This is a genomic window from Marinomonas sp. HM11-D (assembly GCF_057626615.1).
This window is the reverse complement of sequence record NZ_JBMMKT010000014.1, coordinates 85,262-111,605: the sequence shown is the minus strand read 5'-3', so window position 1 is coordinate 111,605 and position 26,344 is coordinate 85,262. Positions and strand designations below refer to the sequence as shown.

Here is a 26,344-nt window from a genome sequence, read left to right as displayed (position 1 = left end):
TCAGAATTTTCCGCGCAAGCACTTTTTGAAATAATTTTAAAAAACATCGAATTTATAAGAGAAAAACGCAAAATTGATTACTTATTGATCGCAATCAAGCATTTACCGATCAATAAATAGACAAAGTCGTTATCAATGGTCTTCCGTGGAGGTTGCACGATCTCCAACCCCACCCTAGCCCTCCCCTTACTAAGGGGAGGGAACATGAAATATCGCATAGCCACAGAACTAAGCCCCTCTCCCTTGCCAAGGGGGAGGCTGGGAGGGGGTTAAAAAATTAGCCGTAGCCCTAAAACCAAAAAGCCCGCTACTGATTTCAGTAGCGGGCTTTTAGAAAACGCACTCTGGGTTATGCTAATTAGCCACCAACATAACTAAGCATCACACCGGCCGCTACAGCAGAACCGATTACACCTGCAACGTTTGGTCCCATCGCGTGCATAAGTAGAAAGTTTTGTTTGTTAGCCTCAAGACCCACTTTGTTCGCAACACGTGCCGCCATTGGTACTGCCGAAACACCTGCCGCACCAATAAGAGGGTTAATCGCTGTTGATGAAAACTTGTTCATCAACTTCGCCATCAAAACACCCGCAGCGGTACCAATCGAGAAGGCAATCAAACCTAGCGACAAGATACCAAGTGTTTCGATATTCAAGAAGGCTTCTGCACTTAGCTTTGAACCCACACCAAGACCAAGGAAAATCGTTACGATGTTGATCAAGGCGTTTTGTGCGGTATCACTTAAACGATCTACTACGCCACATTCACGCATCAGGTTACCGAAACAGAACATACCTAATAGAGGTGCTGCCGATGGTAAGAACATGGCTACTAGAATGGTTACCGTAATAGGAAAGACGATTTTCTCTCCCTTAGACACATGACGAAGCTGCTCCATCTTGATGGAACGCTCTTCCACTGACGTCAGTGCACGCATAATCGGTGGCTGAATCAATGGTACAAGCGCCATGTATGAGTAGGCAGCTACGGCAATTGCACCCAATAGCTCTGGTGCTAAGCGGCTAGCAACGAAAATTGCCGTCGGACCATCCGCACCACCGATAATACCGATTGCCGCCGCATCCGCTAGGGTAAAGTCCATGATGCCAGAAGCCCCCAACAGCACCGCACCAATGACCGTTGCGAAGATACCAAACTGTGCTGCTGCCCCTAATAACAGAGTCTTAGGGTTAGCAAGCATTGGTCCAAAATCGGTCATCGCCCCCACCCCCATAAAGATAAGTAATGGGAATAGGCCTGTCTCGATACCACCGTGATAGATGTAGTACTGCAATCCACCTGGTGACACCATATGACCCGCCGCATCGTAAACCGGTGCCGACATAAAGCCCGCACCTGGAATGTTTACTAACACAGCACCAATACCAATAGGTAATAGTAGTAAAGGCTCAAAACCTTTTTTAATCGCTAGGTACACCAACAACAAACCCACAGCCATCATGATAGCTTGGCCAAGTTCTAGTTGGTAAATGCCTGTATCGTGATACAGGTTGAGTAGTTTGTGTTCCATTCGTTATCAACCTTATTACAATGCAAGCAGGGCTTGGCCAACTTGAACGGCATCACCCTCTTTCACATAGACAGATGCTACTGTGCCAGCTTTGGGCGCAGAGATTTCTGTTTCCATTTTCATCGCTTCCATAATCATCACGGTTTCACCTTCTGCCACTTGCTGGCCTGGAGCAACCAAGACTTTGAAGATATTACCCGCAAGCGGTGCTGGCACATCCTCACCAGCAGAGACTGGTGCCGGAGCAGCGGCCGCCTGTGGTGCAGCGGCAACAGGTTGGATATTGCTCACATCACCGCCTTCCGTTACCTGCACCACAAAACTCTGACCCGATACATTTACTGTGTATACAGCAGGGCCGTCAGTTGGTGCCGCTTTTGGCGCCGCAGCAGGCGCCGCATCTTCTAGCGTTGGAGCTGGTTCAAACGCAGATGTATCACCACGATTTTGTAGGAATTTCAAACCAATCTGAGGGAACAAGGCATAGGTCAGTACATCATCAATTTGCTCAGACGCGAGTTTCACACCTTTCTCTTTCGCCAACGCCGTCAATTCTGCAGACAGCTTGTCCATCTCAGGCTCAAGTAAATCTGCCGGACGACAAGTAATCGCCTCAGCACCATCCAGTACGCGCGCTTGCAGCTCTTTATTGAACTCGGCTGGTGCCGCACCGTATTCACCTTTAAGAACGCCCGCCGTTTCTTTAGAGATCGACTTGTAACGCTCGCCTGTTAGAACATTCAGTACCGCTTGAGTACCTACGATTTGCGACGTTGGTGTGACCAAAGGAATCAAACCAAGATCTTCACGAACACGAGGGATCTCTTCAAGTACCTGATCAAACTTATCGGAAGCGCCCTGCTCACGCAGCTGACTTTCCATGTTAGTCAACATACCACCTGGAACCTGAGCAATCAGGATGCGGGAATCGGTACCACGTAGAGAGCCTTCAAATTTAGCGTACTTCTTACGCACACCACGGAAGTAGGCTGCGATTTCTTCAAGTTTCGCCAGATCCAAGCCTGTATCTCGATCTGTACCTTGAAGTGCTGCCACAATAGATTCTGTCGCCGAGTGACCGTAAGTCATCGACATTGATGAAATCGCCGTATCAACACGGTCAACACCTGCCTCGACCGCCTTAAGAATGGTCATATCAGATAGACCAGAGGTCGCATGAGCATGCAATTGCACTTCCAATTGCGTTTGGTCTTTTAGTTTGCCAACTAATTCAAACGCATCGTACGGCGTTAAAATGCCGGACATGTCTTTGATAGCGATGGAATCCGCGCCCATATCTTCTAGGGTTTTCGCGTAGTCAATCCAGTTTTGCAGCGTATGCACGCGGCTCTTAGTGTACGAGATAGTACCTTGGGCGTGCTTACCTTCCGCTTTCACTGCTTTAATCGCGGTTTCAAGGTTACGCGGATCGTTCATCGCATCAAAGATACGAAACACATCCACACCGTTTTTCGCCGCACGCTCAACGAATTTTGTCACCACATCGTCTGCATAGTGACGGTAGCCCAGAAGGTTTTGACCACGCAGCAACATTTGTTGTGGTGTATTAGGCATCGCTTTCTTCAGTTCACGAATGCGATCCCATGGGTCTTCACCAATAAAACGAATACATGCGTCAAAGGTCGCGCCGCCCCATGACTCTAATGACCAAAAACCAACTTGATCCAATTTCTCCGCAATAGGAAGCATGTCATCGATACGCATACGCGTTGCGAACAAGGATTGGTGAGCGTCTCGTAATACGACATCCGTGATGCCAAGTGGTTGTTTATTGTTAGACATATTGTGGCCTCTAATCGTTTCTGATGAGAATTAACGGTTACGATGTTGGTGAATGGCTGCAGTAATCGCGGCAGCAACTTTCGGGTCCGTTGCCGAAGCACCCGCTGCTGGCGTAGAACTTGCCGTCATAGCAGGCTTCTTCATTACCGGAGCGGCTTCAGGAAAATATCGGTTAATCAGTTTCGACATAAACCCTGTTGCCACAATCAATAGGCACAGGAAGACAAACACAAACCCCATCCCTAGCAACATCAAGCCAAAGCCATCGTTAATTAAGTTATTCATAGCACTTTCCATTAAAATCTGAATAATTCAGGGCGCGGTTATCCGTACTCCACAAATGCTGTGATGCACAATAATTCCCCAATATGCATTCTTTTGTATCACAAAGCATATAGTTTTCATATTTTTTTGCTTGGATGTTGACAACGTGAACATGCTAAATCGCGCCACCGCTAATCAATCACCATCGGATATCATACTGGCGGTCGCACCAATGGAAGGTGTCATGGATCATACAATGCGGACACTTTTATCACGTGTCGGAGGAATGGATTACCTAGTGTCTGAGTTCGTCCGCGTAACACAACGCTGTGTTCCAGCCCACTCTTTAAAACGCCTAGTACCCGAGCTCAATCACCAAGCCCAAACGCCCAACGGCCATCCGGTCCACTTGCAACTGCTTGGCTCTAATATTGAAACCATGGCACAAACCGCTAGTGAAGCGGGGGAAGCGGGCGCCACTCACGTTGATTTAAACTTTGGCTGCCCTGCTAAGCGTGTTAACGGACACGGTGGCGGCTCATTTTTACTACAAGATCCGCAAGCATTGTACGCTGTAGTTCACGCAGTACGCTCAGCTTTGCCAACACACATCCCACTGTCCGCTAAAATGCGTCTCGGTTATCTAGATGAAACGCTATTCTTTGAAAACTTAGATGCGATTGAACAAGCAGGTGCTAGCACCTTGACCATTCATGGTCGCACTAAAAAAGATGGTTATGGTCCAGCGGCACGCTGGGAGAAGATTGGTGAAGCGGTGCAACGCTCAAACATGACCATCATTGCTAACGGTGACATTCTTGATCGCGAGTCTTTAGAACGTTGTGTAGCCATTACGGGCTGTACGCACTTTATGATTGGCCGCGGCAGCCTAAGCAACCCATTTATCTTCCGTGAACTAAAAGGTGGTAAGCAAGGCACTTTAGAAGAGCTGTTCGCACTGATGAATGGTTACATTGATGAGTTACTGGAACACTACGATAACTTTGCCACATTAGGTCGCATCAAACAGTGGAGCGCCCACCTACGCCAGAATTGGCCAGTGATTGCTGAAAATCTCAGAGCGATTCGTAGCACACAGCATACAGACGAGCTAAAGGCATTGATGCGATCAATACAAAACTGAAACGAAAAATTTATTAGGGAAGCAAATTAGACAGGATGTCTTAGAAGGGTTAAATGGCGCATCCGAGAGGATTCGAACCTCTGACCGCTCGGTTCGTAGCCGAGTACTCTATCCAGCTGAGCTACGGATGCACATTTAAAAACATGGCGGAGAGTGAGGGATTCGAACCCTCGATGAGTTTCACCCCATACTCCCTTAGCAGGGGAGCGCCTTCGGCCACTCGGCCAACTCTCCGTCGATGTGTTGCGTATTATGAATACTCAGTCTCACAAACGCAACCCAAAATACCGTAAGATTTTTAAAAATCTTAATAAAAACAATCAGTAGAGATCTAAAATTCAAAAACGCAAAATCCGCTATGAACAAGCAGAATCATTGGTAGATAAAAAATAAAAGGGAAATCTAGAACTTACTGAGAAAGGTAAGTAATGGCGCATCCGAGAGGATTCGAACCTCTGACCGCTCGGTTCGTAGCCGAGTACTCTATCCAGCTGAGCTACGGATGCGTAACTACTTGTTTGTCATTTTAGATGGCGCATCCGAGAGGATTCGAACCTCTGACCGCTCGGTTCGTAGCCGAGTACTCTATCCAGCTGAGCTACGGATGCATATCTAAAATTTTCACGATTAACTAAAAGGATAGTTTTAGCTAATTTTAACTTGTCTTCTCTGTATTTTAAATGGCGCATCCGAGAGGATTCGAACCTCTGACCGCTCGGTTCGTAGCCGAGTACTCTATCCAGCTGAGCTACGGATGCACAGCACATTTAAAATGGCGGAGAGTGAGGGATTCGAACCCTCGATGAGTTTCACCCCATACTCCCTTAGCAGGGGAGCGCCTTCGGCCACTCGGCCAACTCTCCGTAACAAGTGCGGCGTATTATAGAGACCCCATTTGTTATGTAAAGACTTTTTTTAAAAAAATTTTAATCTTCTGAAGATTGGTCGTCTTGTTCTTTCTGAATGCGAAGATAGATTTCTTCACGGTGCACAGAAACATCTTTCGGTGCATTGATACCGATACGTACTTGGTTGCCTTTGACGCCTAGTACCGTTACTGATACTTCATCACCAACCATTAGAGTTTCACCAACGCGACGAGTTAAAATAAGCATTACACTTCTCCTTTAATATCCTTGTGATATGTCAGAAACCCCTTACGACGTTTGTAGGGATTTCCTTACAAGGTGAATTGTAGCCGCTCTCTTGGTTCGAATCTATACAACTTAACTATGAACTTGTATCAAAGTGTTAAGCTTCGCTAACACCTGCATTCGGTTCGTTAAGTTTAAATGCCGAATGTAATGAGCGTACGGCTAGTTCCATATATTTCTCATCAATTATGACAGACACTTTGATCTCAGATGTGGAGATAAGTTGAATATTAATTGACTCAGCTGCTAATGCTTTGAACATATTCGTCGCAACGCCAGCATGGGAGCGCATTCCGACACCAACGATAGAGACTTTGGCAATCTTATCATCTGACAAAATTTCTTTGGCATTGAGCTCTTTTGCAACCACCTCTAACACTTTTAGTGCTTTTTCGTAGTCATTGCGATGAACCGTAAAGGTAAAGTCAGTGGTACCATCCTTCGATACATTTTGAACGATCATGTCCACTTCAATATTGGCATCACTGACTGGACCAAGAATCTTAGACGCCACACCCGGTACATCCTGCACACCTTTCAAGGTGAGTTTTGCTTCATCTCGGTTAAATGCGATACCAGAAACCGCTGGCTGTTCCATAGAGACCTCTCCATCAGTTGTAATAAGCGTGCCCTCACCTTCGGTGAAACTCGACAGCACACGTAATGGCACTTGATATTTACCGGCGAACTCAACAGAACGAATCTGCAGTACTTTCGAGCCAAGGCTCGCCATCTCAAGCATTTCTTCGAAGGTAATTTTTTCTAGACGACGGGCACTGTCAACCACTCGCGGGTCGGTGGTGTAGACACCATCCACATCAGTGTAGATTTGACACTCATCGGCTTTCAACGCCGCCGCGAGCGCCACCCCTGTGGTATCCGAACCACCACGCCCTAGGGTGGTAATATTGCCGAATTCATCCGCCCCTTGGAAGCCAGCCACGACCAACACCTTGCCTTCGTTTAAATCGGCACGCATGGACTCCGTATCAATATCTTGGATACGCGCTTTACCGTGTGCGTTATCGGTGGTGATACGAACTTGGCTACCCGTGTAAGACTTTGCCTGCAAGCCACGCTTAATCAGCGCCATACTCAATAGCGCGATGGTGACCTGTTCACCAGTGGATAACAGAACATCCATTTCACGGGCATCAGGCGTACCTTGAATGCTTTTCGCCAACTCGATTAAGCGATTGGTTTCACCACTCATGGCCGACACCACGACAACAATGTCGTCTCCCTGCTGCTTGTGTTTCAAGACACGATCAGCCACTGCTTCAATACGCTCTACCGAGCCCACTGAGGTGCCGCCATATTTTTGAACTAACAATGCCATATTTCGTCATCCCAAATAAAAAGCGCCCCAGAGGGGCGCGTATTACTTAACTATACTCGTTCCTTGACCCAGTCAGGAACCACAGCCAGTACCTCAGCCACACCCTCAGGCTTGCTACCACCTGCTTGTGCCATATCAGGACGACCGCCACCGCGACCATCCACATATGGAGCCGCCATTTTGATTAGGTCGCCAGCTTTCACTTTAGACGTCAATTCTTTGGTCACACCAGCAATCAAGCTAACTTTGTCATCGTTGACCGCCGCTAACAAGATCACCGCCGACTCAAGTTTGCTCTTCAGCTCATCCAATAGATCACGTAGACCTTTTGGATCGTCGATTTCAACTTGTGCCACCAACAGCTTACCACCATTGATGTCTTCTGCTTGAGAAGCCAAGTCCGCACCTGCTTGCGCCGCCAACTTAGACTTAAGCTGGTCGATTTCTTTCTGTAGTGCACGTGCTTGATCATTCAGAGCAACAACTTTATCTAGTGCCGCTTCTTTGCTTGCCTTAAACAGACCGGCAATTTTAGACAAAGACGCATCTGTTTGACGTGTTACGTCAATCGCAGCTTTACCCGTTACCGCTTCGATACGACGCACGCCTGCCGCGATACCGCTTTCTTGAACAATCTTGAATAGACCAATGTCACCAGTACGCTTAACGTGCGTACCACCACACAATTCGATCGAGTATTCAGAACCCATTGTTAGAACGCGAACTTCGGCTTCGTATTTCTCACCGAACAGTGCGTGCGCACCTTTTGCTTTCGCTGACTCCACATCCATCAGTTCCGTCACAGTTTCGTGGTTTAGACGAATCTGCTCGTTAACCATGTCTTCTACTTGTTCAAGCTCTGCAGGTGTCATGCCCTCAAAATGAGAGAAGTCAAAACGTAGACGCTCAGGATCATTCAAAGAACCTTTTTGCAGAACGTGATCACCTAGCACGCGACGCAGCGCTTCGTGTAGCAAGTGCGTTGCCGAGTGGTTCAATGCAATCGCATTACGCAGTGACTTGTCTACTTCGGTTGTCACCACATCACCAACTTTCAACGTACCTTCACGGACTTCAACATGGTGCAAATGTACTTTGCCTTGCTTAGTCGTGTTGCTTACTTTGACCGCTGCTGGACCACGGAACCAACCTTGGTCACCGACCTGACCACCGGACTCAGCGTAGAACGGAGTTTCTGCTAGGATCACTAGACCTTTTTGACCCGCTTGTAGCGTATCAACGGACTCACCCTCAACCAGGATTTGCTCAACTGGGCTTTGTCCTTCTAGGTGTTTGTAACCCGTAAATTCCGTTTTACCGTCAACACTGACTGAACCTGACATGTCCATGCTGAAGTTGCTAGCAGAGCGAGCACGAGCGCGCTGCTCGTCCATTGCCGCTTCAAAGCCCGCTTCATCGATCTCAAGACCCGCTTCACGTGCCACGTCATTAGTTAAGTCCGCAGGGAAGCCGTAAGTGTCGTACAGTTTGAAGATGGTCTCACCTGGGATGGTTTTGCTATCGCCTAGGTTAGAGATGGCTTCTTCAAGGATACGCATACCTTGGTCTAGGGTTTTCGCGAACTGCTCTTCTTCTTTTAGCAAGATAGAAGCAACACGGTCAGCCAACTTACTTAGCTCTGGATAAGCTTCGCCCATTTCCGCATCCAGTGCTGCCACTAGTTTGTGGAAGAACGGTAGCTTCTGGCCAAGCTTGTTACCGTGACGTACCGCACGACGAATAATACGACGTAGTACATAGCCACGACCTTCGTTTGAAGGCACCACACCATCGACGATCATGAAGGAACATGAACGGATGTGGTCAGCAATAACGCGTAGTGATTGAGAAGACAGATCTTCTGTACCGACCGCTGCTGCTGCCGCTTTAATTAGGTTTTGGAATAGGTCGATTTCGTAGTTAGAGTGAACGCCCTGCAAAATCGCAGAAATACGCTCAAGACCCATACCTGTGTCCACAGAAGGCTTAGGCAGATTCGCCATAGTGCCGTCCGCAGAGCGGTTGTACTGCATGAATACGACGTTCCAGATTTCGATGAAACGGTCGCCGTCTTCTTCTGGAGAACCTGGAGGCCCACCCCAAATGTGCTCACCGTGATCGTAGAAGACTTCCGTACATGGACCACAAGGACCAGTATCGCCCATCGCCCAGAAGTTATCTGATGCGTAACGTGCGCCCTTGTTATCACCAATACGGATGATTTTCTCAGTCGGTACGCCGATCTTATCTTTCCAGATGTTGTAGGCTTCATCGTCTTCTGCGTAAACCGTCACTAGCAGCTTTTCTTTTGGCAGACCAAGAACACCGGTTAGGAATTCCCACGCGTAAGAGATAGCGTCTTCTTTGAAGTAATCACCAAAGCTGAAGTTACCCAACATTTCGAAGAATGTATGGTGACGCGCCGTGTAACCTACGTTTTCAAGGTCGTTGTGTTTACCACCGGCACGTACACAACGCTGGGACGTGGCCGCACGTGTGTAAGGACGCTGATCAGCACCTAGGAATACATCTTTAAATTGCACCATGCCCGCGTTGGTAAACAACAGGGTCGGGTCATTACCTGGAACCAAGGAGCTTGATTCCACGATCTGGTGCTGTTTGCTTTCAAAGAAAGACAAAAAGGCTTGGCGTAACTCAGAACTCTTCATAATTGGATGAGACTCTATCTCTAAAAATATCTGGCGAATAAAACAGCACGACCGCCTTAACAAGAAGGCCGCTTCAGTGCTTTAGAAAGGTAGAAAATAGTACACGCAAACGGCGTAGTTGATCAAAACCTAAAAAATGAATTTCGTTAATTTTTGATCAAAAATAGCGATTTGGTGATGCTTTATCATCACCAAATCGTGCAAAGAAGAGTCAGATGAAGCTTATGCTTCATCCTTGTAGACAAATTTCGGACGAGCCGTCATACGGGTTACCAGCTCATAACCGATGGTCTCAGACCAATAAGCGACCTTCTCCACTGGTACGCCATTGCCCCACAGCACCACCTCATCACCGATCTTGGCTGGCGTGCTCGGGCTGGAACAAAACTTAGCAGTAATCATATCCATGGAAACCCGTCCCGCCAGCTCACCGGCTTTACCCTTGATTAACATCGGCGTGCCGTGGTCGGCCGCGCGTGGATAACCATCCCCATAGCCCACCGCAATGGTCACCAGCTGATGATCCTGTTCGGCTTGATAAGATAGGCCGTAGCCTACTTGATCGCCCGCTTTCACATCTCGCACAGAGATCACTTTAGAGGTAAGTGTCATGGCTGGTTTTAAACCTAGCTCGACACCACTGACTTCAGCAAACGGCGAAATACCATAGAGCATGATACCCGGACGAATCCAACCGCCCTCGGGCACACTCCACTTCATAATGGCCGCTGAGTTGGCCACACTGGCTTCGATGCCACCGATCAGCTGACGTGCTTGCTCGAAATAGGTCAGCTGTTTCATGGTGGTTAAATCCGCCAAATCATCGGCACAAGCAAAGTGTGTCATCAACAAGACTTCACCCACCAAGCCTGATTCGCGTAACGTGGCAACGTATTGCGCCGCCACTTCTTTGCTCACACCTAAACGGTGCATCCCCGTATCTAACTTAACGAATACTTTCTCGATCGACTTGCCTAATGCCAACAGGCTTTCCAACTGCATGGAATTTTCCAAGGCAGTCCAGAAATTATGCTCGACACATAATTCCCATTCGGAAGGTTCGAAGATGCCTTCAAGCAGCATAATCGGCGCTTCAATCCCTGCTTCACGAAGCTCCATGGCTTCTTCAATGGAAGCCACTGCGAAGGCGTCTGCATCGCCTTCTAGATATTGTGCAACGCGCACAGCACCGTGGCCGTAAGCATTACTTTTTACTACGGCAAAGGCATTGCATGTTGGGTGCAGTTGCTTTGCATAACGATAATTGGACAGGATCGCCTCTAAATCGACGGTCGCTGTAAGTGGCCTTGACATCTCTGCCCCTTAGTTTGCGTAACGTTTTACTGCCAGGCTTGACGAATCAATCGCCGTTGTCTCACCTGCCATGATATCAGCAATAACGGCTGCTGAGCCGCAACTCATGGTCCAACCTAATGTGCCATGTCCTGTGTTGAGATACAGTCCTTTAATTGAGGTCGCGCCAATAATGGGCGTGCCATCGGGTGTCATTGGGCGCAAGCCGGTCCAGTACTCCGCTTCAGCCAAGTCAGCACCTTGCGGGAAAACATCACTGACCACGTGAGTAATGGTCGCGGTGCGCGCTTTAGGTAAGTCTAGATTATAACCAGCCAGTTCGGCCGTGCCTGCGGCACGAATACGATCGCCAAGACGGGTGACCGCTACTTTATAGGTTTCATCCATAATGGTCGATGTCGGCGCGAACTTAGCGTCGCTAATAGGTACTGTCAAAGAGTAACCCTTAACTGGGTAAATCGGCACATCGATGCCAATTGCTTTGAGCATTTCTTTCGAGTAGCTACCCAAACAAACTAACAGCTGCTCACAGCCAATATCCCCTTCTGTCGTGGCAACGGCTTGAATCTTACCCTGCTCCACCACTAGCTTAGTGATATTGGTATTAAACTTAAACGTCACACCCAAGCTTTCACACTGTTTTTTCAATGCGTTACAGAACATGAAGCAGTCGCCCGTTTCATCCCCCGTTAGACGTAGACCGCCCTTAAACTTATCAATCACGGGCGCTAAGCCGGGTTCGACTTTTAAGATCTCTGCTGGGTTTAACACTTGGTGCGCCACCCCCAAAGATTTCAGCACCTTGATATCCTTCTCCGAGCTTTCAACTTGGGCATCGCTACGAAACAACTGTAAGGTGCCCCCTTGGCCATCATCGTATTGGATACCGATCTCTTTACGCAGATCGATAAAACAATCTCGGCTGTACTCCGCCAACGCCATCATACGTGATTTATTGGTGTTGTATTTGGACGCCGTACAGTTGGCCAACATTTTCGACATCCATGCTATTTTTTTAAGCTCTAATTCTGGGCTAATTTTTAACGGTGCATACTTCTCAAACAACCATTTAATGGCTTTCAACGGCACACCTGGTGCAGCCCAAGGCGCGGAATAGCCTGGTGATACTTGACCTGCGTTGGCAAAGCTCGCCTCTAACGCCACATCCGGCTGACGATCCACCACGGTGACCTGCATACCTTTCTTAGCCAGATAATAAGCTGATGTCAGACCGATAACACCTGCGCCCAAAATACAAACTTTCATAGCAAACCTCTACAGAAGAATTATTCGCTATTTTTGCAAAACATATTAAAAATATCACACCATAAATAAACTAAAATAAAGAACTTTCATCTTATAAAATCAATTTTTAAAGTGTTTCATATAAATTCAATATTCAATCATTTCAGCTATAATCATTTTCATTTTATCTAGGACGCCCCATGTCGCAGCAAGACGCCAAGAATTACGCATTATGGCTACTCGGTGCCCGCGAACACTCCACTAAAGAACTGCAACAAAAGCTGGCGCGCAAGGGCTACGAGCCAGACGCGATTGACGAGACTCTTAACTACTTATTGGACCTTAACTATCTTAGTGATGAGCGTTATGCCGAGGCCTTTAGTCGCAGCAAAGCCGCCAAACCGTTGGGCAAACAGCGCATTTTGAATGAGCTACGTATGAAAGGCATTCCTGAGGCCATGGCAAAGCAGGCACTCAATTCATTAGACGTGGATTGGTTTGAATTAGCCTTGCAGCTAAAGCAGCGCAAATTTGGTTTTGAGGTTGAAAAAGACTTTAAAGCCCGCGCCAAGCAGACTCGTTATCTGATCTATCGCGGCTTCAGTTTTGATGAGGTGAAGTACGCCACCGAATGGTCCGAGGAGGACTAAGACATTAAGGAATTGAGGTAACGCTCTTCCATGCTAACGTAATTGATCTGGACCGTTTCTATCTTCATATCCAGTTCTTTGATTTTTTGTTGCAACGCTTGAATCGCGTCACTGTCTTCATCTGCATTCGATAACTGGGCGAGCAGGCGGATTTTTTCCTCTTCCAGCTCGCCATTGACTTCACGCAGATTACGCAGCTCATCACGCTCCTGATCTGACAGCTCCAGAGACTCAGGAGACTGATGTTCCAAGCGCGCCAACAGCCGCTCATGCTCAACTTTCTCTTTTTCAAGATCACGCTCCAGCACATTCACATACAGTTCCGATTCATTCACCAGTAGCTGTAATGTCGCGAGCTTTTCACTTTGCTTTGTTTCAAAATCAGAATATTCAGGGCGCAGCGGTACTTGGTCCATAAAGTCTACGAGCGCGTTGACCGAACTCTGCTCTTTAGCAATGGCAGCCTGAGCCTTCAGCTTCGCTTCCACACCTTTGGCACGCAGTGTCGCATCTTTGATCTTCAGTTCTTCATCGCGCTTACGCACGTCCACACTCAGGTTGTACTTGATAGTCTGCAAACTTTCGAGTTTCTGCTCTAGCGCTTTGATCACCCGATTACTCTCCAGCAAACTCTTTTCAAAGCGCACAAAGGCAACATCGCATTCGGCCACATGATCTCGTTGATCATGGTTTTCATGACGCAATGTTTTCAAGCGCGCTTTTAACTCAGAAATAACATGGCTACGATAGTCGGCTAGCTCTTGTAGCTCCTCGACTTTTTCATCCAACTCACTTTTCATGGTAGTCAGGAAGCCAACCGTCGCCGTACTGCCTAAAAACTCAGACAAGACGCTCATATAGTCTTCGTCATGTTCGTTTTTGGTATCCACCTTTTGCTTTAAGCGTTCGGCAAACTCAAACAGGCTGGCTAATTCAGCACGCACTTCTGCTAGCTCTTTATCTAGAGCGACTTCTTCTTGCAGGCGGTCTTGTAGTTGATCGAGTTTTAAATTGAGGTGCGCGGTGATGTTCATCTGTTCAAACACAGAATCACCGGTTTTTTGCGCCACTTGGTTCAGTTGCTTGAGCAGTTGATTACTGACGGTCAGTTGTTTCAGCAGCTCATCAATTTCTTGAGCATGCTTTAGGAGTTCGAGCACAAATTCGAACTTATCGAGGTAATCTTCAAATTTTGCGTCTTCTTGCTCTAGCAGAATCCGCTCGATGTCTAAAAAGCTGTTCCAGCAACGTAGCGCTAAATCATCGCTTCCTGTCACCCGCTGCTGCTCCAAAAGCTCATGACAAATGGCCTGCTGCTGATCAAGCAACGCCAACCATTGCGCCTTATCCGATAAAACTTGCTCAGCTTCAGACAAAATCGGCAGGCTGGAATCCTCGACCTCAGTGCTAGAATTTGTATCACGCGAGTTTAGCTTACGCTTGGCAACAAGGTACCAGCCAGCACTGACTAGCAGCAGCGCCGTTGATATCACTAATGCACTTACGAGCAGCCAAAACAAGTTCATGCTAAATCCCTAGATCCTAATGGTTTCTCTTTAGGATAGTGGTTAAAAAATTCAGACACCATAGGCCTTACTATTTTTAACAGTCGAAGCGCCTGCTCTGGCGCTTCGACGCTTTAGCAATGACGCCTTATGACCAGAAAAGCACCGCAATCACAGTTAACATGGCAATACAGGCAATATTCAAGATAAAGCCAATGCGCATCATCTCACTTTGCTTGATATGCCCCGAAGCAAAGACGATCGCATTCGGCGGGGTCGCCACTGGCAACATAAAGGCACAAGACGCCGAGATCGCAATCAATACCGCTAGAATCACAGGCGACACGCCAAAGGCTTCCGCCAAACCACTGAACACCGGAATCAACAGGGCGGCACTGGCAGTATTGCTGGCAAACTCGGTCAAAAACACCACGAAGGTAGCAATCACCAAGATCACGACCACAATATTCAGGTCAGCAATCATGGCACTCAACTCATTGGCCAGAAACATACTGGTACCGGTTTGCTTGAGCACATTGCTCAAACAAATACCACCACCGAACAGTAGCAATACGCCCCAGTCAGCGGTTTTCTCCACATCCTTCCATTTGGCCGCACCAGAGAAACACACCAGAATAATCGCGCCTAGGGCAATGATGGTGTCAAAGCTCTTAATTCCACCCAACATGCCATTAATGGGTTTGCTGAAAATCCACATAAATACGGTGAGAGAGAAGATCGCCAAGGTCAGCACCTTGCCACGATTCCATTGCACCGGTTCAACATCTAGGTCAAAGTTGCCACGTAAATCTGGCTTGAACACCCAGTACAACAAGGCCACAGCCACTGGCAGCATCAGTACCGATACCGGCAAACCGAACTTCATCCAATCGGTGAAAGACAGACCCACTTGCGCAGCCGCAATCGCATTTGGCGGACTCCCTACCAAGGTAGCAATCCCCCCAATGCTGGCACTGTAGGCAATACCTAACAAAACGAACACATAAGTGCTGTGACCACGGTCTTGATCGACCTTACTCAACACCCCTAACACCAATGGCAACATCATTGCTGCCGTCGCCGTATTACTGATCCACATGGACAGTAGCGCAGTGACACCAAACAACATAAATACAGCAAGACTCATACGGCCACGGGCCAAATGCAGCACTTTATCGGCAATGACTTTGTCTAAACCCTGTACATGCATGGCCGCCGCCAGCGCAAAGCCGCCAAGGAATAGGAAAATGGTCGAGTTGGCAAAGTTATTCAGTGCAGCCTGGGTATCATAAATACCAAACAGTACCGCCATAACCGGCACTAAAATCGCCGTAATGGTCACATGCAGTGCTTCGGTTAACCAAAGGATGGCAATAAAAGACAACATACTGATGCCCAGTACCACATTGGGCTCAAACGGTAGCGTGTTGTATAAGATGGCAAACAACAATACATCCGCGACAACAATCAAACTCTTCGGACTAAAGAGACTCTGTCGCGGGGCATTTTGTAAAGGTGGAGCGTCATTTCGATTCATTGTTATATTTCCTTATCGAGGCAATCATCAGTCATAGTCCCCAGAGAGAGGGCTATGTAGAGAAGCATGGGCATGATAGTCCAAACCATGAGCGGCCATGCAATATGAGATAACGGAAAAATATGTCAGTTGCCCTACTGTTTTGCTTGGGAACAATTTTTTATTGCTCGCAAAAGGCATAAGAATGGTTTTTGCTACAAATTTGCTTCCGTTCAGGCATAAAAAAAGCAGCCAAGAGGCTGCTTTTGAAACTTTTGTCTGGAATTTAGAAGTCCAGTTCTTCTTCACTCTCTAACGCATCGTCTGCATCAGATGTGCTGACTGCTTCTTCGGTACGCTTCGTTTTGGTCAACAAAGCTTCACGAATCATGCCTTCGATTTCTTGTGCAATCGCTGGGTTATCCGCTAGGTATTGCGCGGCATTGGCTTTACCTTGACCGATCTTGTTACCGCCGTAAGCGTACCAAGCACCCGATTTGTCGATGAAGCCTTGCTTCACACCCAAGTCGATGATTTCACCCATGCGGTAGATACCGGTACCGTACATGATTTGGAATTCGGCTTGTTTGAATGGCGGCGCAATCTTGTTCTTAACCACCTTAACGCGGGTTTCGTTACCAATCACTTCATCGCCCTGCTTCACCGAGCCGATACGACGGATGTCTAGACGAACCGAGCTGTAGAATTTTAGCGCGTTACCACCTGTTGTCGTTTCAGGTGAACCGAACATCACACCGATCTTCATACGGATCTGGTTGATGAAGACAACCAGACAGTTAGCGTGTTTGATGGAGCCAGTCAGTTTACGCATCGCTTGTGATAGTAGACGCGCTTGTACACCGACAGAAGAATCCCCCATTTCGCCTTCGATTTCAGACTTAGGAACCAAGGCTGCTACCGAGTCAACGATGACCACGTCAACACTGTTCGAGCGAACCAACATGTCACAGATTTCTAGGGCTTGTTCACCCGTATCAGGCTGAGATACCAATAGCTCACCGATGTTTACACCAAGCTTCTCCGCGTACGATGGATCTAGCGCGTGCTCCGCATCGATAAAGGCACAAGTTTTACCTTGTTTTTGCGCTTCGGCGATCACACTTAAAGTCAGCGTGGTTTTACCTGAAGATTCTGGACCGTAGATTTCACAGATACGACCGTATGGCAGACCGCCAGCACCCAGGGCAATGTCTAAGCCTAGTGAGCCAGTTGAAACGGTTTCGATGTCTAATTTTGCACCTTCACCCATTTTCATGATGGCGCCTTTACCAAATTGACGCTCGATCTGAGAAAGCGCAGCGTCTAACGCTTTTTTCTTGTTGTCTGCCGTGGTAGCCATATTTCAATCCTAAGTGGTATATCCGTAGATTTAAACTGAGCTTAATGTAGCGCGTTTTAAAATAACGCTCAAGAAAATACTGTATAAAAATACAGATTTTTTATTTTGTCAGTTCCAAAATTCCCTGTAACGCCCGCGCCACGGTCTCTCGGCGAATCGCTCGACGCGTGCCTTCAAACTGGCAACGTTCGATCATCGCTTGCTGTCCTTTTACCTGCCAAGCAATGTAGACACAACCCACTGGCTTGGTAATACTGCCACCGCTTGGGCCCGCCACACCGCTGACTGCCACCGCCACATCCCCACCGAGCGCTAAAGCGCCAGCACACATTTGGCGAACCGTCGATTCACTCACCGCACCTTCGGTATTCAAGGTCACTTCTGAGACGTTCAATGCCGCGACTTTGGCTTCGTTGGCGTAGCTGATCACGCCACCGTAAAACCACTCCGAACTACCCGCCAACTCAGTACAGTAGGCACCGATCAAACCACCGGTACAGGACTCGGCAGTGACCAACATTTGTTGGCGTTCAGATAAGCGATTTGCTACTTGTTTCACCAAGTCTTTAAGGAATTTTTCTTGAACCATGTTGTTCCCTTAAATATCAATAAATTATGCCTTAGAATATCGGCCCTGTTTCATCCACACAACGTGAGCCTCACATGAGCCAATCAGACAAAGACAATCATACCCCCATGATGCGCCAATACTTTGGCCTCAAGTCACAGCACCCCAATCAGATGCTGTTCTATCGCATGGGTGACTTTTATGAGCTGTTCTACGACGACGCCAAACGCGCTGCCGAATTGTTAGATATTACGCTTACGGCTCGCGGCCATTCTGGTGGTAAACCGATCCCGATGGCGGGCATCCCGTTCCACGCCGCGGAAAACTACATCGCCCGCCTAGTACGTATGGGTGAATCCGTGGTCATCGCCGAACAGGTAGGCGATCCGGCGACCAGCAAAGGCCCAGTCGAGCGTCAAGTGGCACGCATTGTGACACCTGGCACCATCAGCGATGAAGCCTTCCTTGAGGAAAAACGTGAAAACTTGCTGTTATCTGTCGCTCACGTACAACGTAAAGGCCTTGATGTGTTTGGCTTTTCGTACCTAGACATGGCCAGCGGCCGTTTCTGTGTGTTTGAAGTGGATGGCCATGAAGCGCTGGCGAGTGAGTTACAGCGTTTATCACCCAAAGAAATTCTTCTGTCTGAGGACTTCCCTGCCCGTGATCTGATTACCCTTGAGCGGGGTGTCAGCGAACTGGGCCCTTGGCACTTTGATTATGAGTCCAGCTACCGCCAGTTGATTCAACAATTCAACACTAAAGACCTGTCTGGCTTTGGTTGTGAAGCCCTGACTGCCGCGATTGCTTCAGCCGGTGCTTTGCTACAGTACGCCAAAGATACTCAGCGCTCGGCGCTACCGCACATTCAATCCATCAGCGTCGAGCAACGTGATGATTCAGTTCTGATCGATGGTGCCACGCGCCGTAATTTGGAAATCGACCAAAACCTAAACGGCAGCACCAGTAACACCTTGATGAGCGTGATCGATAGCTGTACCACGCCAATGGGTTCGCGCCTATTAAAACGCTGGTTGCATACGCCGATCCGTAACCTTGAAGAAATTCACGGTCGCCAGCAGGCGGTACGTGATCTGATGAATAACTTTGCCTTTGAAACCTTGCAAAGCACCATCAAAGCAGTCGGTGATATGGAGCGTATTCTGTCTCGTGTGGCACTGCGTTCGGCGCGTCCACGTGATCTCGTGCGCCTACGTATGGCACTGGAAACCATGCCTGAACTGCGTCGTATTCTACGGGACATTCCGAACAACACCCGTTTGGCACAGCTGCATGACCGTCTAGTTGAGCAACCTGAACTGACCGATGAATTAGCACGTGCTCTGGTAGAAAACCCACCAGCAGTGATTCGTGATGGCGGCGTGATGGCGCAAGGCTACGATGAAGAGCTGGATGAACTGATCGCCCTATCCACCAATGCCACTGAGTTCTTGGCGGAAATGGAGCGTCGCGAAAAAGAGCGCACCGGCATTGCTTCGCTTAAAGTGGGTTACAACCGCGTTCACGGTTACTACATTGAAATCAGCCGCTTGCATTCTGACTTAGCGCCAACGGAATACGTTCGTCGCCAGACCTTGAAAAACGCTGAGCGTTTTATCACCCCAGAATTGAAAGCGTTTGAAGACAAAGCCCTAAGCGCCAAGTCCAAAGCCTTAGCCCGTGAAAAGCAACTGTATGAGCAACTGCTAGATAAGCTAAACGAAGTACTGGGGCCACTACAAACCGCCAGCCAAGCCGTGTCTCAGCTGGACGTATTAGCTTGTTTCGCCGAGCGCGCTAACCGTTTGAGTTTCTGCTGTCCAGAGGTGCACAACCGTGGTGGCATAGCGATCCAAGCGGGTCGTCACCCAGTGGTGGAAGCGGTCATCTCTGAGCCTTTTATTCCCAATGATTTGGCTCTGCATGAAGGTCGCAGCTTACTGATGATCACAGGTCCGAACATGGGCGGTAAATCCACCTACATGCGCCAAATCGCCATCATTACCCTGTTGGCGCATACCGGTAGTTTTGTCCCGGCCGAGTCTGCCTCGATTTCTGTGGTCGATCGCATTTTCACCCGTATGGGCTCATCGGATGACCTCGCGGGCGGGCGCTCGACCTTTATGGTGGAAATGACCGAAACGGCCAATATCCTAAATAACGCCACCAAAGACAGCTTGGTCCTAATGGACGAAGTGGGCCGAGGCACCAGTACCTTTGATGGCCTGTCATTGGCTTGGTCTGCGGTGGAATACCTTGCTAATGAATTGGGCAGCTACGTTTTATTTGCTACCCACTACTTTGAGCTCACCACGCTAGCAGATCGTTTGCCAAACGCTGCCAACGTCCATTTAACCGCCACCGAATACGAAGACGAGATCGTCTTTATGCACCAGGTACACGATGGTCCAGCAAGTCAGTCGTATGGTCTGCAAGTGGCGCAATTGGCCGGAGTACCACGTAGTGTGATTCTGGAAGCACGCCAAAAGCTAGGTGAATTAGAGGGTGAACGTGTCGCACAGCCTATCGCAACCGCCATTGAGCCAGTCAGAGCCGTGCTGGCGGAGCCAGCGCCAGCGCCTATCGCTAAGAGCGCTAGTAAAGCGGCACCAATGCAAGCGGATATGTTTGCAATAGACGCCGCGAGCCAATTAAAAGAGGCAATTGCCGCGGTTGATATAGACAACACCACACCGCTGGAAGCGCTTAATCTATTACATAAATTGAAAAGTGGTCTGTAGCTGCATAAGCTAAGATCAGAAAGTTTAGAGGGACAGCCAATTGTCCCTTGCCGCTTTACAGCCTATGCCACTAAAATACTGGCAAAATTTTGAACTGATTCTAGGAGAAGTCGAATGGCTTTCATCGTTACTGACAACTGTATCCGTTGTAAATACACAGACTGTGTAGAAGTCTGCCCTGTAGATTGCTTTTACGAAGGCCCAAACTTTCTAGCGATTAACCCAGACGAATGTATCGACTGTGCTCTTTGTGAACCAGAATGTCCTGCGGGCGCGATCTTCTCTGAAGACGAGCTACCAGAAGGCCAAGAAGTATTCGTTGAGCTAAACCAAGAACTGTCTCTAATTTGGCCAAACATCACTGAGCAAAAAGATGCTCTTCCAGATGCTGCGCAATGGGACGGTGTTGAAGACAAGCTTGAGTACCTAGAGCGCTAAGCTTGAATACTTGAAAAGAAGCAGCTTCGGCTGCTTTTTTTATGCCTGTAAAAAGGCGTTGGATAAATTTCAGGCAAAGAAAAGGGCAGCCTAGGCTGCCCGTTTTTTGCTTTAGTCCGTTAAAGCGCTCGTTCCTTGAGTGTGCGATTCCGTCGCTGTCAGTCCGTAACTTGCCATCTTGGCCAGTAACTCAAATCCGTCGAGTTAGTTTGTCCTGTCAAAATCCGTCTTAGAGTGATCCTCACTCTGTTCCAGTTATCCCACAAAGCCTCTTGCTTTGCTGCACGTCTCTGTGCTGTCTCAATCCGTGAGTTCCGTTTGGATAAGTTAAATGTACCCTATTCTGAGCCAGATGCAACTTGTGAACAAAACCTACAAAACAAAAATTAACCAATAAAATCATAAGGTTAGATAATTTCATTGGATAATTTTCCGTTATCCTGCGCACATTACCGAAAAGCCCTACACTCTTGTCAGATATTCCCTACAAAAATAGCCCGTACAGCTTAGAATCTTTCTGTATGAGTAAACGACAAAAACAAAAAAGGGCAGCCTAAGCTGCCCGTCGTTGTGCTCTAAATCCTTTAAAGCGCTCATCCATTGAGTAATCGTTATCCTAACGACTCAGTCCTTGAGATTCACCAAATCCTAGTGCCAAGACTCTGATCCTTAGAGCCTGCTTCCTAATTTTAAAATCCGTCTTAGAGTATCCCTTACCCATCCGTTTTCTATCCCGCAAAGTGTCCTACCTTGCTGCACTCCATGTGCCACTCAGTCCTTGAGTTCCCTTTGGATGAGTTAACTATACGGCTTTCTGGGCAATTTGCAAAAAAAGGGGAAATAGACAAAACAATCTATTTCCCCTTTAAAATCATAAAGTTAAGATAAAGCATCAGCTTTTCTTCCCATTTTCTTGCAATATCTCAGAAATCCCCTACAAGACTTGTAGGAATTTCCCTACAAAAATAGATTCATTAGATCGTTGCACGGAAGCCTTCAACCCAAGTTACCGCTTCTTGATAGGTCTGAGCGAGGGTTTTCATGTCTTCTTCTGATTTGATCGGGCGATTTTTCTCGTAGGCTTCAATCAAATCTAGGGTGTAACCCACGCGCCCAGTACGCTCTAAGATGGCATTGGTAAACTCAAGCGGCAATGGCAACTCGGCTAGAATGTCATCTAGATCAATACCGACGCAAACATCGATCATCGACAGCATACCGGCTAGGAAATAACGCTCTTCATTGGCGTAACGCTGTGCTTTGGCAAATAACTCGGCATGTTTAGCACGCAGCAATACTTGTCCCTGCAAAACTTCACGGTCAGCAGTCATGTCCGACATCAGCAACAGGTTGGTAATGGATTTTAGCTGCTCGGTACCAATCAACATAATGGCTAAACGCAACGAATCGACGGAAGCCACTAAGCCCATCAGCGGTGAATTCAAATATTTTAATAGCTTGTGCACTAGACCGATGTCTTGACCAACGATCTGTTCCAACTCTTCTATCGACATATCGTTAGCGCGCATCAAAGATGCCATCAAATGCATCAGCGTCATCTGATTCACATTGGAGGCTTTCTTAGCAATCGCTTGGGGCTTTTCAAAAAAGTAGCCTTGGTAATAGTCCACGTCTAATAACTTAGCGAAGTGGTAATCTTCCCAAGTTTCGACCTTCTCAGCGATCAGCTTGGCATTGTAAGGACGCAACGCCTCAACCTGCTGGTGAAACTTATCTTTGCCCAACGCCACCATGTCTAGTTTGATGTAATCCGCGATCTCAACAAACGGAGTTAAGCGTGGTTCATAAACGAAATCATCTAAGGCAATCTTGAAACCTGCATTGTGCCAACGGCGTAACGACGCCAATAACACCGCATCGAAGCCAGCACTTTCCAATACCTCAATCACCGTGTGTTCTTTCGGAAGCGGCACACCACTTGGGTTCACCAAATAACCACGGGGAAAGTTTACGAAGGCCTTACCGGTACCTACGATGTTATGCATCCCAAGATCCAGCAGACAGGTGGTAATCACCTGTGCGGTGGCGCCAACTTGGTCATAGACGTCGGCATTGGTGGCGTCAGCGTCGCGGCGATACAACAGTTCGTAGCCCATTGTCGATAACTTATTATCCACAATAGGTTGTCGAGCTAACGCAACATCGTGATACATCATATGTTCTGATACCTTTTGAACGTTATCTGCAGTGTAGCAATAGCCTGATGTAAAGGTGCTACTATTAAGCAGTATATTGCCAAATTTCGCTTTGGGCGAGGGCAATAAACTTGGTAACATGAAGCGCATAAAGAAAGCAAAATAAATTGTGGGGATAGAAATGCCAACATACCGCTCCAAAACATCCACTGGCGGCCGTAACATGGCCGGTGCTCGTGCGCTATGGCGTGCTACAGGCATGAAGGATGAAGATTTTCATAAACCAATTATTGCGGTCGCGAACTCGTTCACTCAGTTCGTACCAGGTCACGTGCATCTAAAAGACCTAGGTCAACTTGTTTGCCGTGAAATCGAAGCGGCTGGCGGTGTTGCAAAAGAATTCAACACGATCGCGGTAGACGACGGTATCGCCATGGGCCACGACGGTATGCTGTACAGCTTGCCATCACGTGACCTAATCGCTGACTCAGTTGAATACATGGTCAACGCACACTGTGCCGATGCACTGGTTTGTATCTCTAACTGTGACAAGATCACACCGGGGATGTTGATGGCCGCTTTGCGCCTAAACATTCCAGTGATTTTCGTTTCTGGTGGCCCAATGGAAGCGGGTAAGACTAAGCTTTCTGAGCACAAACTTGACCTTGTTGATGCCATGGTTATCGCAGCGGACGACAGCGTTTCTGACGAAGTCGTTGCTGAAATCGAACGTTCTGCCTGCCCTACTTGTGGTTCATGTTCTGGTATGTTCACAGCGAACTCGATGAACTGTCTAACCGAAGCGCTAGGTCTAAGTCTACCGGGTAACGGTACTGTGGTTGCGACGCACGCTGACCGTGAGCGTCTGTTCCTAGAAGCAGGCCGTCGCATCGTTGAAATCACTAAGAACTACTACGAAAAAGACGAAGAGAAGTGGCTACCACGCTCTATCGCAACTTTCGAAGCGTTCGAAAACGCGATGACACTAGATATCGCCATGGGTGGCTCAACCAACACTATCCTGCACTTGCTAGCCATGGCTCGTGAAGCGGGCGTGGACTTCACTATGAAAGACATCGACCGTCTTTCTCGTAAAGTACCACAGCTATGTAAAGTGGCACCGAACACTCAGAAATACCACATCGAAGACGTACACCGCGCTGGTGGTATCTTCGGTCTACTAGGTGAATTGAACCGTGCTGGCGCTCTGCACAACCAAGTTCACACAGTACACTCTGATACCCTGCTTGATGGCCTGAAAAAATGGGACATCATGGAATCACCTACTCCAGAAGTAGTGGAATTCTACAAAGCAGGTCCTGGTGGCATTCCAACGCAAGTGGCGTTTAGTCAATCATGCCGTTGGCCAACACTGGACGGCGACCGTGTTAACGGCTGTATCCGTTCTCTTGAAAACGCTTTCTCTCTAGAAGGTGGTCTAGCTGTTCTTTACGGTAACATCGCCCTAGATGGCTGTGTGGTGAAGAGTGCCGGTGTAGACGAGTCGATCCTTGTATTCGAAGGTCGTGCTCACGTAACAGAATCGCAAGACGAAGCTGTAAGCAACATCTTGGCTGACAAAGTGGAAGCAGGCGACATCGTTATCGTTCGCTACGAAGGCCCTAAAGGCGGTCCAGGTATGCAAGAAATGCTGTACCCAACGTCTTACATCAAGTCTAAAGGTCTAGGCAAAGCCTGTGCCCTACTGACAGATGGTCGTTTCTCTGGCGGTACTTCTGGTCTATCGATCGGTCACGTTTCTCCAGAAGCCGCAGCCGGTGGTGCTATCGGTCTAGTCGAAAATGGCGATCGCATCCTGATCGACATCCCTAACCGTACCATCAATGTATTGCTATCAGACGAAGAGCTAGCTCACCGTCGTGCAGCAATGGAAGCAAAAGGCGCGGACGCTTGGAAACCTGCCGAAGTTCGCCCACGTAAAGTATCTCCTGCACTGAAAGTGTACGCACACTTTGCAACCAGCGCAGACAAAGGTGCGGTTCGCGATCTAGACCAACTAGACTAAGCTTACCGTTAAACCTCTGAAAGCCGCGCCTCCACAAGAGGAGCGGCTTTTTTTAATTATATTGGACCCTATGCCATGCTCAGCTATCGCCATATTTACCATGCTGGCAACCACGCCGACATTCTCAAGCACCTTGTTGCTAGCCAAATCTGCCGTCATTTAACCAAAAAAGACGCGCCTTTCTTTTACCTAGATACTCACGCTGGCATTGGTTTGTATGAACTGGATTCGGATCAAGCCCAGTTAAACCAAGAGTACGACACCGGTATTAGCCGCCTAATGGAACGTAACGATCTGCCTGAGCCCGTTGAGCAGTTTGTTGAGATCGTTAAAGAGCTTAACCCTGAAGGTGAATTAGAGGTTTACCCAGGTAGCCCAATGGTGGTAAACCATTACCTACGTCAGAAAGACAAAATGCATTTGTGTGAGTTGCACCCAAATGACTACCCAGTACTTGCTGCACTTTTCCCTAAAAAAAGAATAGCAAATGTGGTAAAAGATGATGGTTTCCTTGCTGTTAAAGCAATGTTACCACCGCCACAAAAACGTGGCTTCGTATTGATGGACCCGCCTTACGAAGTAAAAAATGACTACAAGAAAGTAGTCACAGCCTTAGCAGACGGCCATAAGCGTTTCTCTCAGGGTACCTTCGCTATCTGGTATCCGGTATTGAATCGCCGCCAAGCGGACGATTTGCTTAATGCGGTCGCGGCAACCAAAATTAGAAATACTTTATTATTGGAATTGAACATTCGCGGAACCGAAACCAAGCGCGGTATGGCTGGCAGCGGCATGATCGTTGTTAACCCACCTTGGACGCTGGAAAAAGAAGCCGAAGAGTTCCTTCCATTTTTACGTGATGCGTTGGCGGAAGACCAAGACGCACACTTCCAACTACGTTGGATTACCCCAGAGTAATGC

The 26,344-nt window shown here is 48.0% G+C and carries 19 protein-coding genes and 6 tRNA genes; 6 read left to right on the top strand and 19 right to left on the bottom strand.

Annotation, left to right across the window (positions count from 1 at the left end; all coding sequences use genetic code 11):
* Positions 1–358: 358 nt before the first annotated feature.
* The 3 genes from ACOSVP_RS16075 to ACOSVP_RS16065 are packed head-to-tail and all read right to left on the bottom strand — an operon-like array spanning position 359 to position 3,619.
* A complete protein-coding gene (locus ACOSVP_RS16075) occupies positions 359–1,531 on the bottom strand; it encodes a sodium ion-translocating decarboxylase subunit beta (protein WP_487348490.1) in 1,173 nt (390 codons plus the stop codon).
* Positions 1,532–1,546: 15 nt separating this feature from the next.
* Positions 1,547–3,334 carry a sodium-extruding oxaloacetate decarboxylase subunit alpha gene (gene oadA, locus ACOSVP_RS16070; protein WP_487348489.1) on the bottom strand — a complete coding sequence of 596 codons (1,788 nt, stop codon included), beginning with the start codon at positions 3,332–3,334 and terminating at the stop codon, positions 1,547–1,549.
* Positions 3,335–3,364: 30 nt separating this feature from the next.
* On the bottom strand, positions 3,365–3,619 hold the full coding sequence (locus tag ACOSVP_RS16065; protein ID WP_487348488.1) for an OadG family protein: 255 nt from the start codon (positions 3,617–3,619) through the stop codon (positions 3,365–3,367).
* 151 nt (positions 3,620–3,770) lie between these two features.
* Here ACOSVP_RS16065 and ACOSVP_RS16060 point away from each other — a divergent pair, with 151 nt between their 5' ends.
* Positions 3,771–4,742, top strand: a complete 972-nt coding sequence (locus tag ACOSVP_RS16060; RefSeq protein ID WP_487348491.1) for a tRNA dihydrouridine synthase — start codon at positions 3,771–3,773, stop codon at positions 4,740–4,742.
* Positions 4,743–4,796: 54 nt separating this feature from the next.
* Here the strand turns inward: ACOSVP_RS16060 and ACOSVP_RS16055 are convergent.
* From ACOSVP_RS16055 to ACOSVP_RS16005, 11 genes are all read right to left on the bottom strand, one after another.
* Positions 4,797–4,873 (bottom strand) — tRNA-Arg (locus ACOSVP_RS16055).
* Between the two features lie 13 nt (positions 4,874–4,886).
* A tRNA-Ser gene (locus ACOSVP_RS16050) sits at positions 4,887–4,976 on the bottom strand.
* 195 nt (positions 4,977–5,171) lie between these two features.
* Positions 5,172–5,248: transfer RNA gene (locus tag ACOSVP_RS16045), tRNA-Arg, on the bottom strand.
* Between the two features lie 25 nt (positions 5,249–5,273).
* Positions 5,274–5,350: transfer RNA gene (locus ACOSVP_RS16040), tRNA-Arg, on the bottom strand.
* 73 nt (positions 5,351–5,423) lie between these two features.
* Positions 5,424–5,500 (bottom strand) — tRNA-Arg (locus ACOSVP_RS16035).
* A gap of 15 nt (positions 5,501–5,515) precedes the next feature.
* Positions 5,516–5,605, bottom strand: a tRNA-Ser gene (locus ACOSVP_RS16030).
* Between the two features lie 63 nt (positions 5,606–5,668).
* Positions 5,669–5,857 (bottom strand): carbon storage regulator CsrA, encoded by a 189-nt coding sequence (csrA, locus tag ACOSVP_RS16025; protein ID WP_067211923.1) that lies wholly within the window; start codon positions 5,855–5,857, stop codon positions 5,669–5,671.
* A 136-nt stretch (positions 5,858–5,993) separates the two neighbouring features.
* Entirely contained in the window at positions 5,994–7,235 is a 1,242-nt protein-coding gene (locus ACOSVP_RS16020; RefSeq protein WP_487348487.1) for an aspartate kinase, read from the bottom strand.
* A 50-nt stretch (positions 7,236–7,285) separates the two neighbouring features.
* On the bottom strand, positions 7,286–9,904 hold the full coding sequence (gene alaS, locus ACOSVP_RS16015; protein ID WP_487348486.1) for an alanine--tRNA ligase: 2,619 nt from the start codon (positions 9,902–9,904) through the stop codon (positions 7,286–7,288).
* A gap of 222 nt (positions 9,905–10,126) precedes the next feature.
* Complete coding sequence (gene alr / locus ACOSVP_RS16010; RefSeq protein ID WP_487348485.1) at positions 10,127–11,218, bottom strand: alanine racemase; 1,092 nt, start codon at positions 11,216–11,218, stop codon at positions 10,127–10,129.
* A gap of 9 nt (positions 11,219–11,227) precedes the next feature.
* Complete coding sequence (locus ACOSVP_RS16005; protein ID WP_487348484.1) at positions 11,228–12,484, bottom strand: D-amino acid dehydrogenase; 1,257 nt, start codon at positions 12,482–12,484, stop codon at positions 11,228–11,230.
* A 179-nt stretch (positions 12,485–12,663) separates the two neighbouring features.
* On the opposite strand from ACOSVP_RS16005, the gene ACOSVP_RS16000 reads away from it, so the two are divergent.
* Positions 12,664–13,113, top strand: coding sequence for a regulatory protein RecX (locus tag ACOSVP_RS16000; protein ID WP_487348483.1), 450 nt, complete (start codon positions 12,664–12,666; stop codon positions 13,111–13,113).
* Here the strand turns inward: ACOSVP_RS16000 and ACOSVP_RS15995 are convergent.
* The 4 genes from ACOSVP_RS15995 to ACOSVP_RS15980 all read right to left on the bottom strand — a co-directional run bounded on the left by ACOSVP_RS15995 (position 13,110) and on the right by ACOSVP_RS15980 (position 18,083).
* Entirely contained in the window at positions 13,110–14,639 is a 1,530-nt protein-coding gene (locus ACOSVP_RS15995; protein ID WP_487348482.1) for a coiled-coil domain-containing protein, read from the bottom strand. The genes ACOSVP_RS16000 and ACOSVP_RS15995 overlap by 4 nt on opposite strands.
* A gap of 127 nt (positions 14,640–14,766) precedes the next feature.
* Complete coding sequence (locus ACOSVP_RS15990; RefSeq protein WP_487348481.1) at positions 14,767–16,155, bottom strand: SLC13 family permease; 1,389 nt, start codon at positions 16,153–16,155, stop codon at positions 14,767–14,769.
* Between the two features lie 265 nt (positions 16,156–16,420).
* Positions 16,421–17,494, bottom strand: coding sequence for a recombinase RecA (gene recA / locus ACOSVP_RS15985; protein WP_487348480.1), 1,074 nt, complete (start codon positions 17,492–17,494; stop codon positions 16,421–16,423).
* A gap of 100 nt (positions 17,495–17,594) precedes the next feature.
* On the bottom strand, positions 17,595–18,083 hold the full coding sequence (locus ACOSVP_RS15980; RefSeq protein ID WP_487348479.1) for a CinA family protein: 489 nt from the start codon (positions 18,081–18,083) through the stop codon (positions 17,595–17,597).
* A 74-nt stretch (positions 18,084–18,157) separates the two neighbouring features.
* Here ACOSVP_RS15980 and mutS point away from each other — a divergent pair, with 74 nt between their 5' ends.
* Both mutS and fdxA read left to right on the top strand, forming a co-directional pair.
* Positions 18,158–20,803, top strand: a complete 2,646-nt coding sequence (mutS, locus tag ACOSVP_RS15975) for a DNA mismatch repair protein MutS (protein WP_487348478.1) — start codon at positions 18,158–18,160, stop codon at positions 20,801–20,803.
* Positions 20,804–20,917: 114 nt separating this feature from the next.
* On the top strand, positions 20,918–21,241 hold the full coding sequence (gene fdxA / locus ACOSVP_RS15970) for a ferredoxin FdxA (protein ID WP_055464194.1): 324 nt from the start codon (positions 20,918–20,920) through the stop codon (positions 21,239–21,241).
* Between the two features lie 974 nt (positions 21,242–22,215).
* On the opposite strand, the gene ACOSVP_RS15965 is transcribed toward fdxA, so the two are convergent.
* Entirely contained in the window at positions 22,216–23,418 is a 1,203-nt protein-coding gene (locus tag ACOSVP_RS15965; RefSeq protein WP_487348477.1) for an EAL and HDOD domain-containing protein, read from the bottom strand.
* Between the two features lie 160 nt (positions 23,419–23,578).
* Between ACOSVP_RS15965 and ilvD the strand changes: the two genes are divergently transcribed.
* Positions 23,579–25,423: a dihydroxy-acid dehydratase gene (ilvD, locus tag ACOSVP_RS15960; RefSeq protein ID WP_487348476.1), complete on the top strand. Its 1,845-nt coding sequence runs from the start codon at positions 23,579–23,581 to the stop codon at positions 25,421–25,423.
* A 75-nt stretch (positions 25,424–25,498) separates the two neighbouring features.
* Positions 25,499–26,341: a 23S rRNA (adenine(2030)-N(6))-methyltransferase RlmJ gene (locus ACOSVP_RS15955; RefSeq protein WP_487348475.1), complete on the top strand. Its 843-nt coding sequence runs from the start codon at positions 25,499–25,501 to the stop codon at positions 26,339–26,341.
* The last annotated feature ends 3 nt before the right edge of the window (positions 26,342–26,344 follow it).

What these genes read in the sequence shown, in the direction of transcription:
- ACOSVP_RS15990 (WP_487348481.1), bottom strand. Translation starts at nt 16,155, where the DNA reads ATGAATCGAAATGACGCTCCACCTTTACAAAATGCCCCGCGACAGAGT.
- ACOSVP_RS16000 (WP_487348483.1), top strand. Translation starts at nt 12,664, where the DNA reads ATGTCGCAGCAAGACGCCAAGAATTACGCATTATGGCTACTCGGTGCC.
- fdxA (WP_055464194.1), top strand. Translation starts at nt 20,918, where the DNA reads ATGGCTTTCATCGTTACTGACAACTGTATCCGTTGTAAATACACAGAC.
- ACOSVP_RS15955 (WP_487348475.1), top strand. Translation starts at nt 25,499, where the DNA reads ATGCTCAGCTATCGCCATATTTACCATGCTGGCAACCACGCCGACATT.
- mutS (WP_487348478.1), top strand. Translation starts at nt 18,158, where the DNA reads ATGAGCCAATCAGACAAAGACAATCATACCCCCATGATGCGCCAATAC.
- ACOSVP_RS15995 (WP_487348482.1), bottom strand. Translation starts at nt 14,639, where the DNA reads ATGAACTTGTTTTGGCTGCTCGTAAGTGCATTAGTGATATCAACGGCG.
- csrA (WP_067211923.1), bottom strand. Translation starts at nt 5,857, where the DNA reads ATGCTTATTTTAACTCGTCGCGTTGGTGAAACTCTAATGGTTGGTGAT.
- ACOSVP_RS15980 (WP_487348479.1), bottom strand. Translation starts at nt 18,083, where the DNA reads ATGGTTCAAGAAAAATTCCTTAAAGACTTGGTGAAACAAGTAGCAAAT.
- ACOSVP_RS15965 (WP_487348477.1), bottom strand. Translation starts at nt 23,418, where the DNA reads ATGATGTATCACGATGTTGCGTTAGCTCGACAACCTATTGTGGATAAT.
- ilvD (WP_487348476.1), top strand. Translation starts at nt 23,579, where the DNA reads ATGCCAACATACCGCTCCAAAACATCCACTGGCGGCCGTAACATGGCC.
- ACOSVP_RS16075 (WP_487348490.1), bottom strand. Translation starts at nt 1,531, where the DNA reads ATGGAACACAAACTACTCAACCTGTATCACGATACAGGCATTTACCAA.
- alr (WP_487348485.1), bottom strand. Translation starts at nt 11,218, where the DNA reads ATGTCAAGGCCACTTACAGCGACCGTCGATTTAGAGGCGATCCTGTCC.
- ACOSVP_RS16005 (WP_487348484.1), bottom strand. Translation starts at nt 12,484, where the DNA reads ATGAAAGTTTGTATTTTGGGCGCAGGTGTTATCGGTCTGACATCAGCT.
- alaS (WP_487348486.1), bottom strand. Translation starts at nt 9,904, where the DNA reads ATGAAGAGTTCTGAGTTACGCCAAGCCTTTTTGTCTTTCTTTGAAAGC.
- recA (WP_487348480.1), bottom strand. Translation starts at nt 17,494, where the DNA reads ATGGCTACCACGGCAGACAACAAGAAAAAAGCGTTAGACGCTGCGCTT.
- oadA (WP_487348489.1), bottom strand. Translation starts at nt 3,334, where the DNA reads ATGTCTAACAATAAACAACCACTTGGCATCACGGATGTCGTATTACGA.
- ACOSVP_RS16065 (WP_487348488.1), bottom strand. Translation starts at nt 3,619, where the DNA reads ATGAATAACTTAATTAACGATGGCTTTGGCTTGATGTTGCTAGGGATG.
- ACOSVP_RS16020 (WP_487348487.1), bottom strand. Translation starts at nt 7,235, where the DNA reads ATGGCATTGTTAGTTCAAAAATATGGCGGCACCTCAGTGGGCTCGGTA.
- ACOSVP_RS16060 (WP_487348491.1), top strand. Translation starts at nt 3,771, where the DNA reads ATGCTAAATCGCGCCACCGCTAATCAATCACCATCGGATATCATACTG.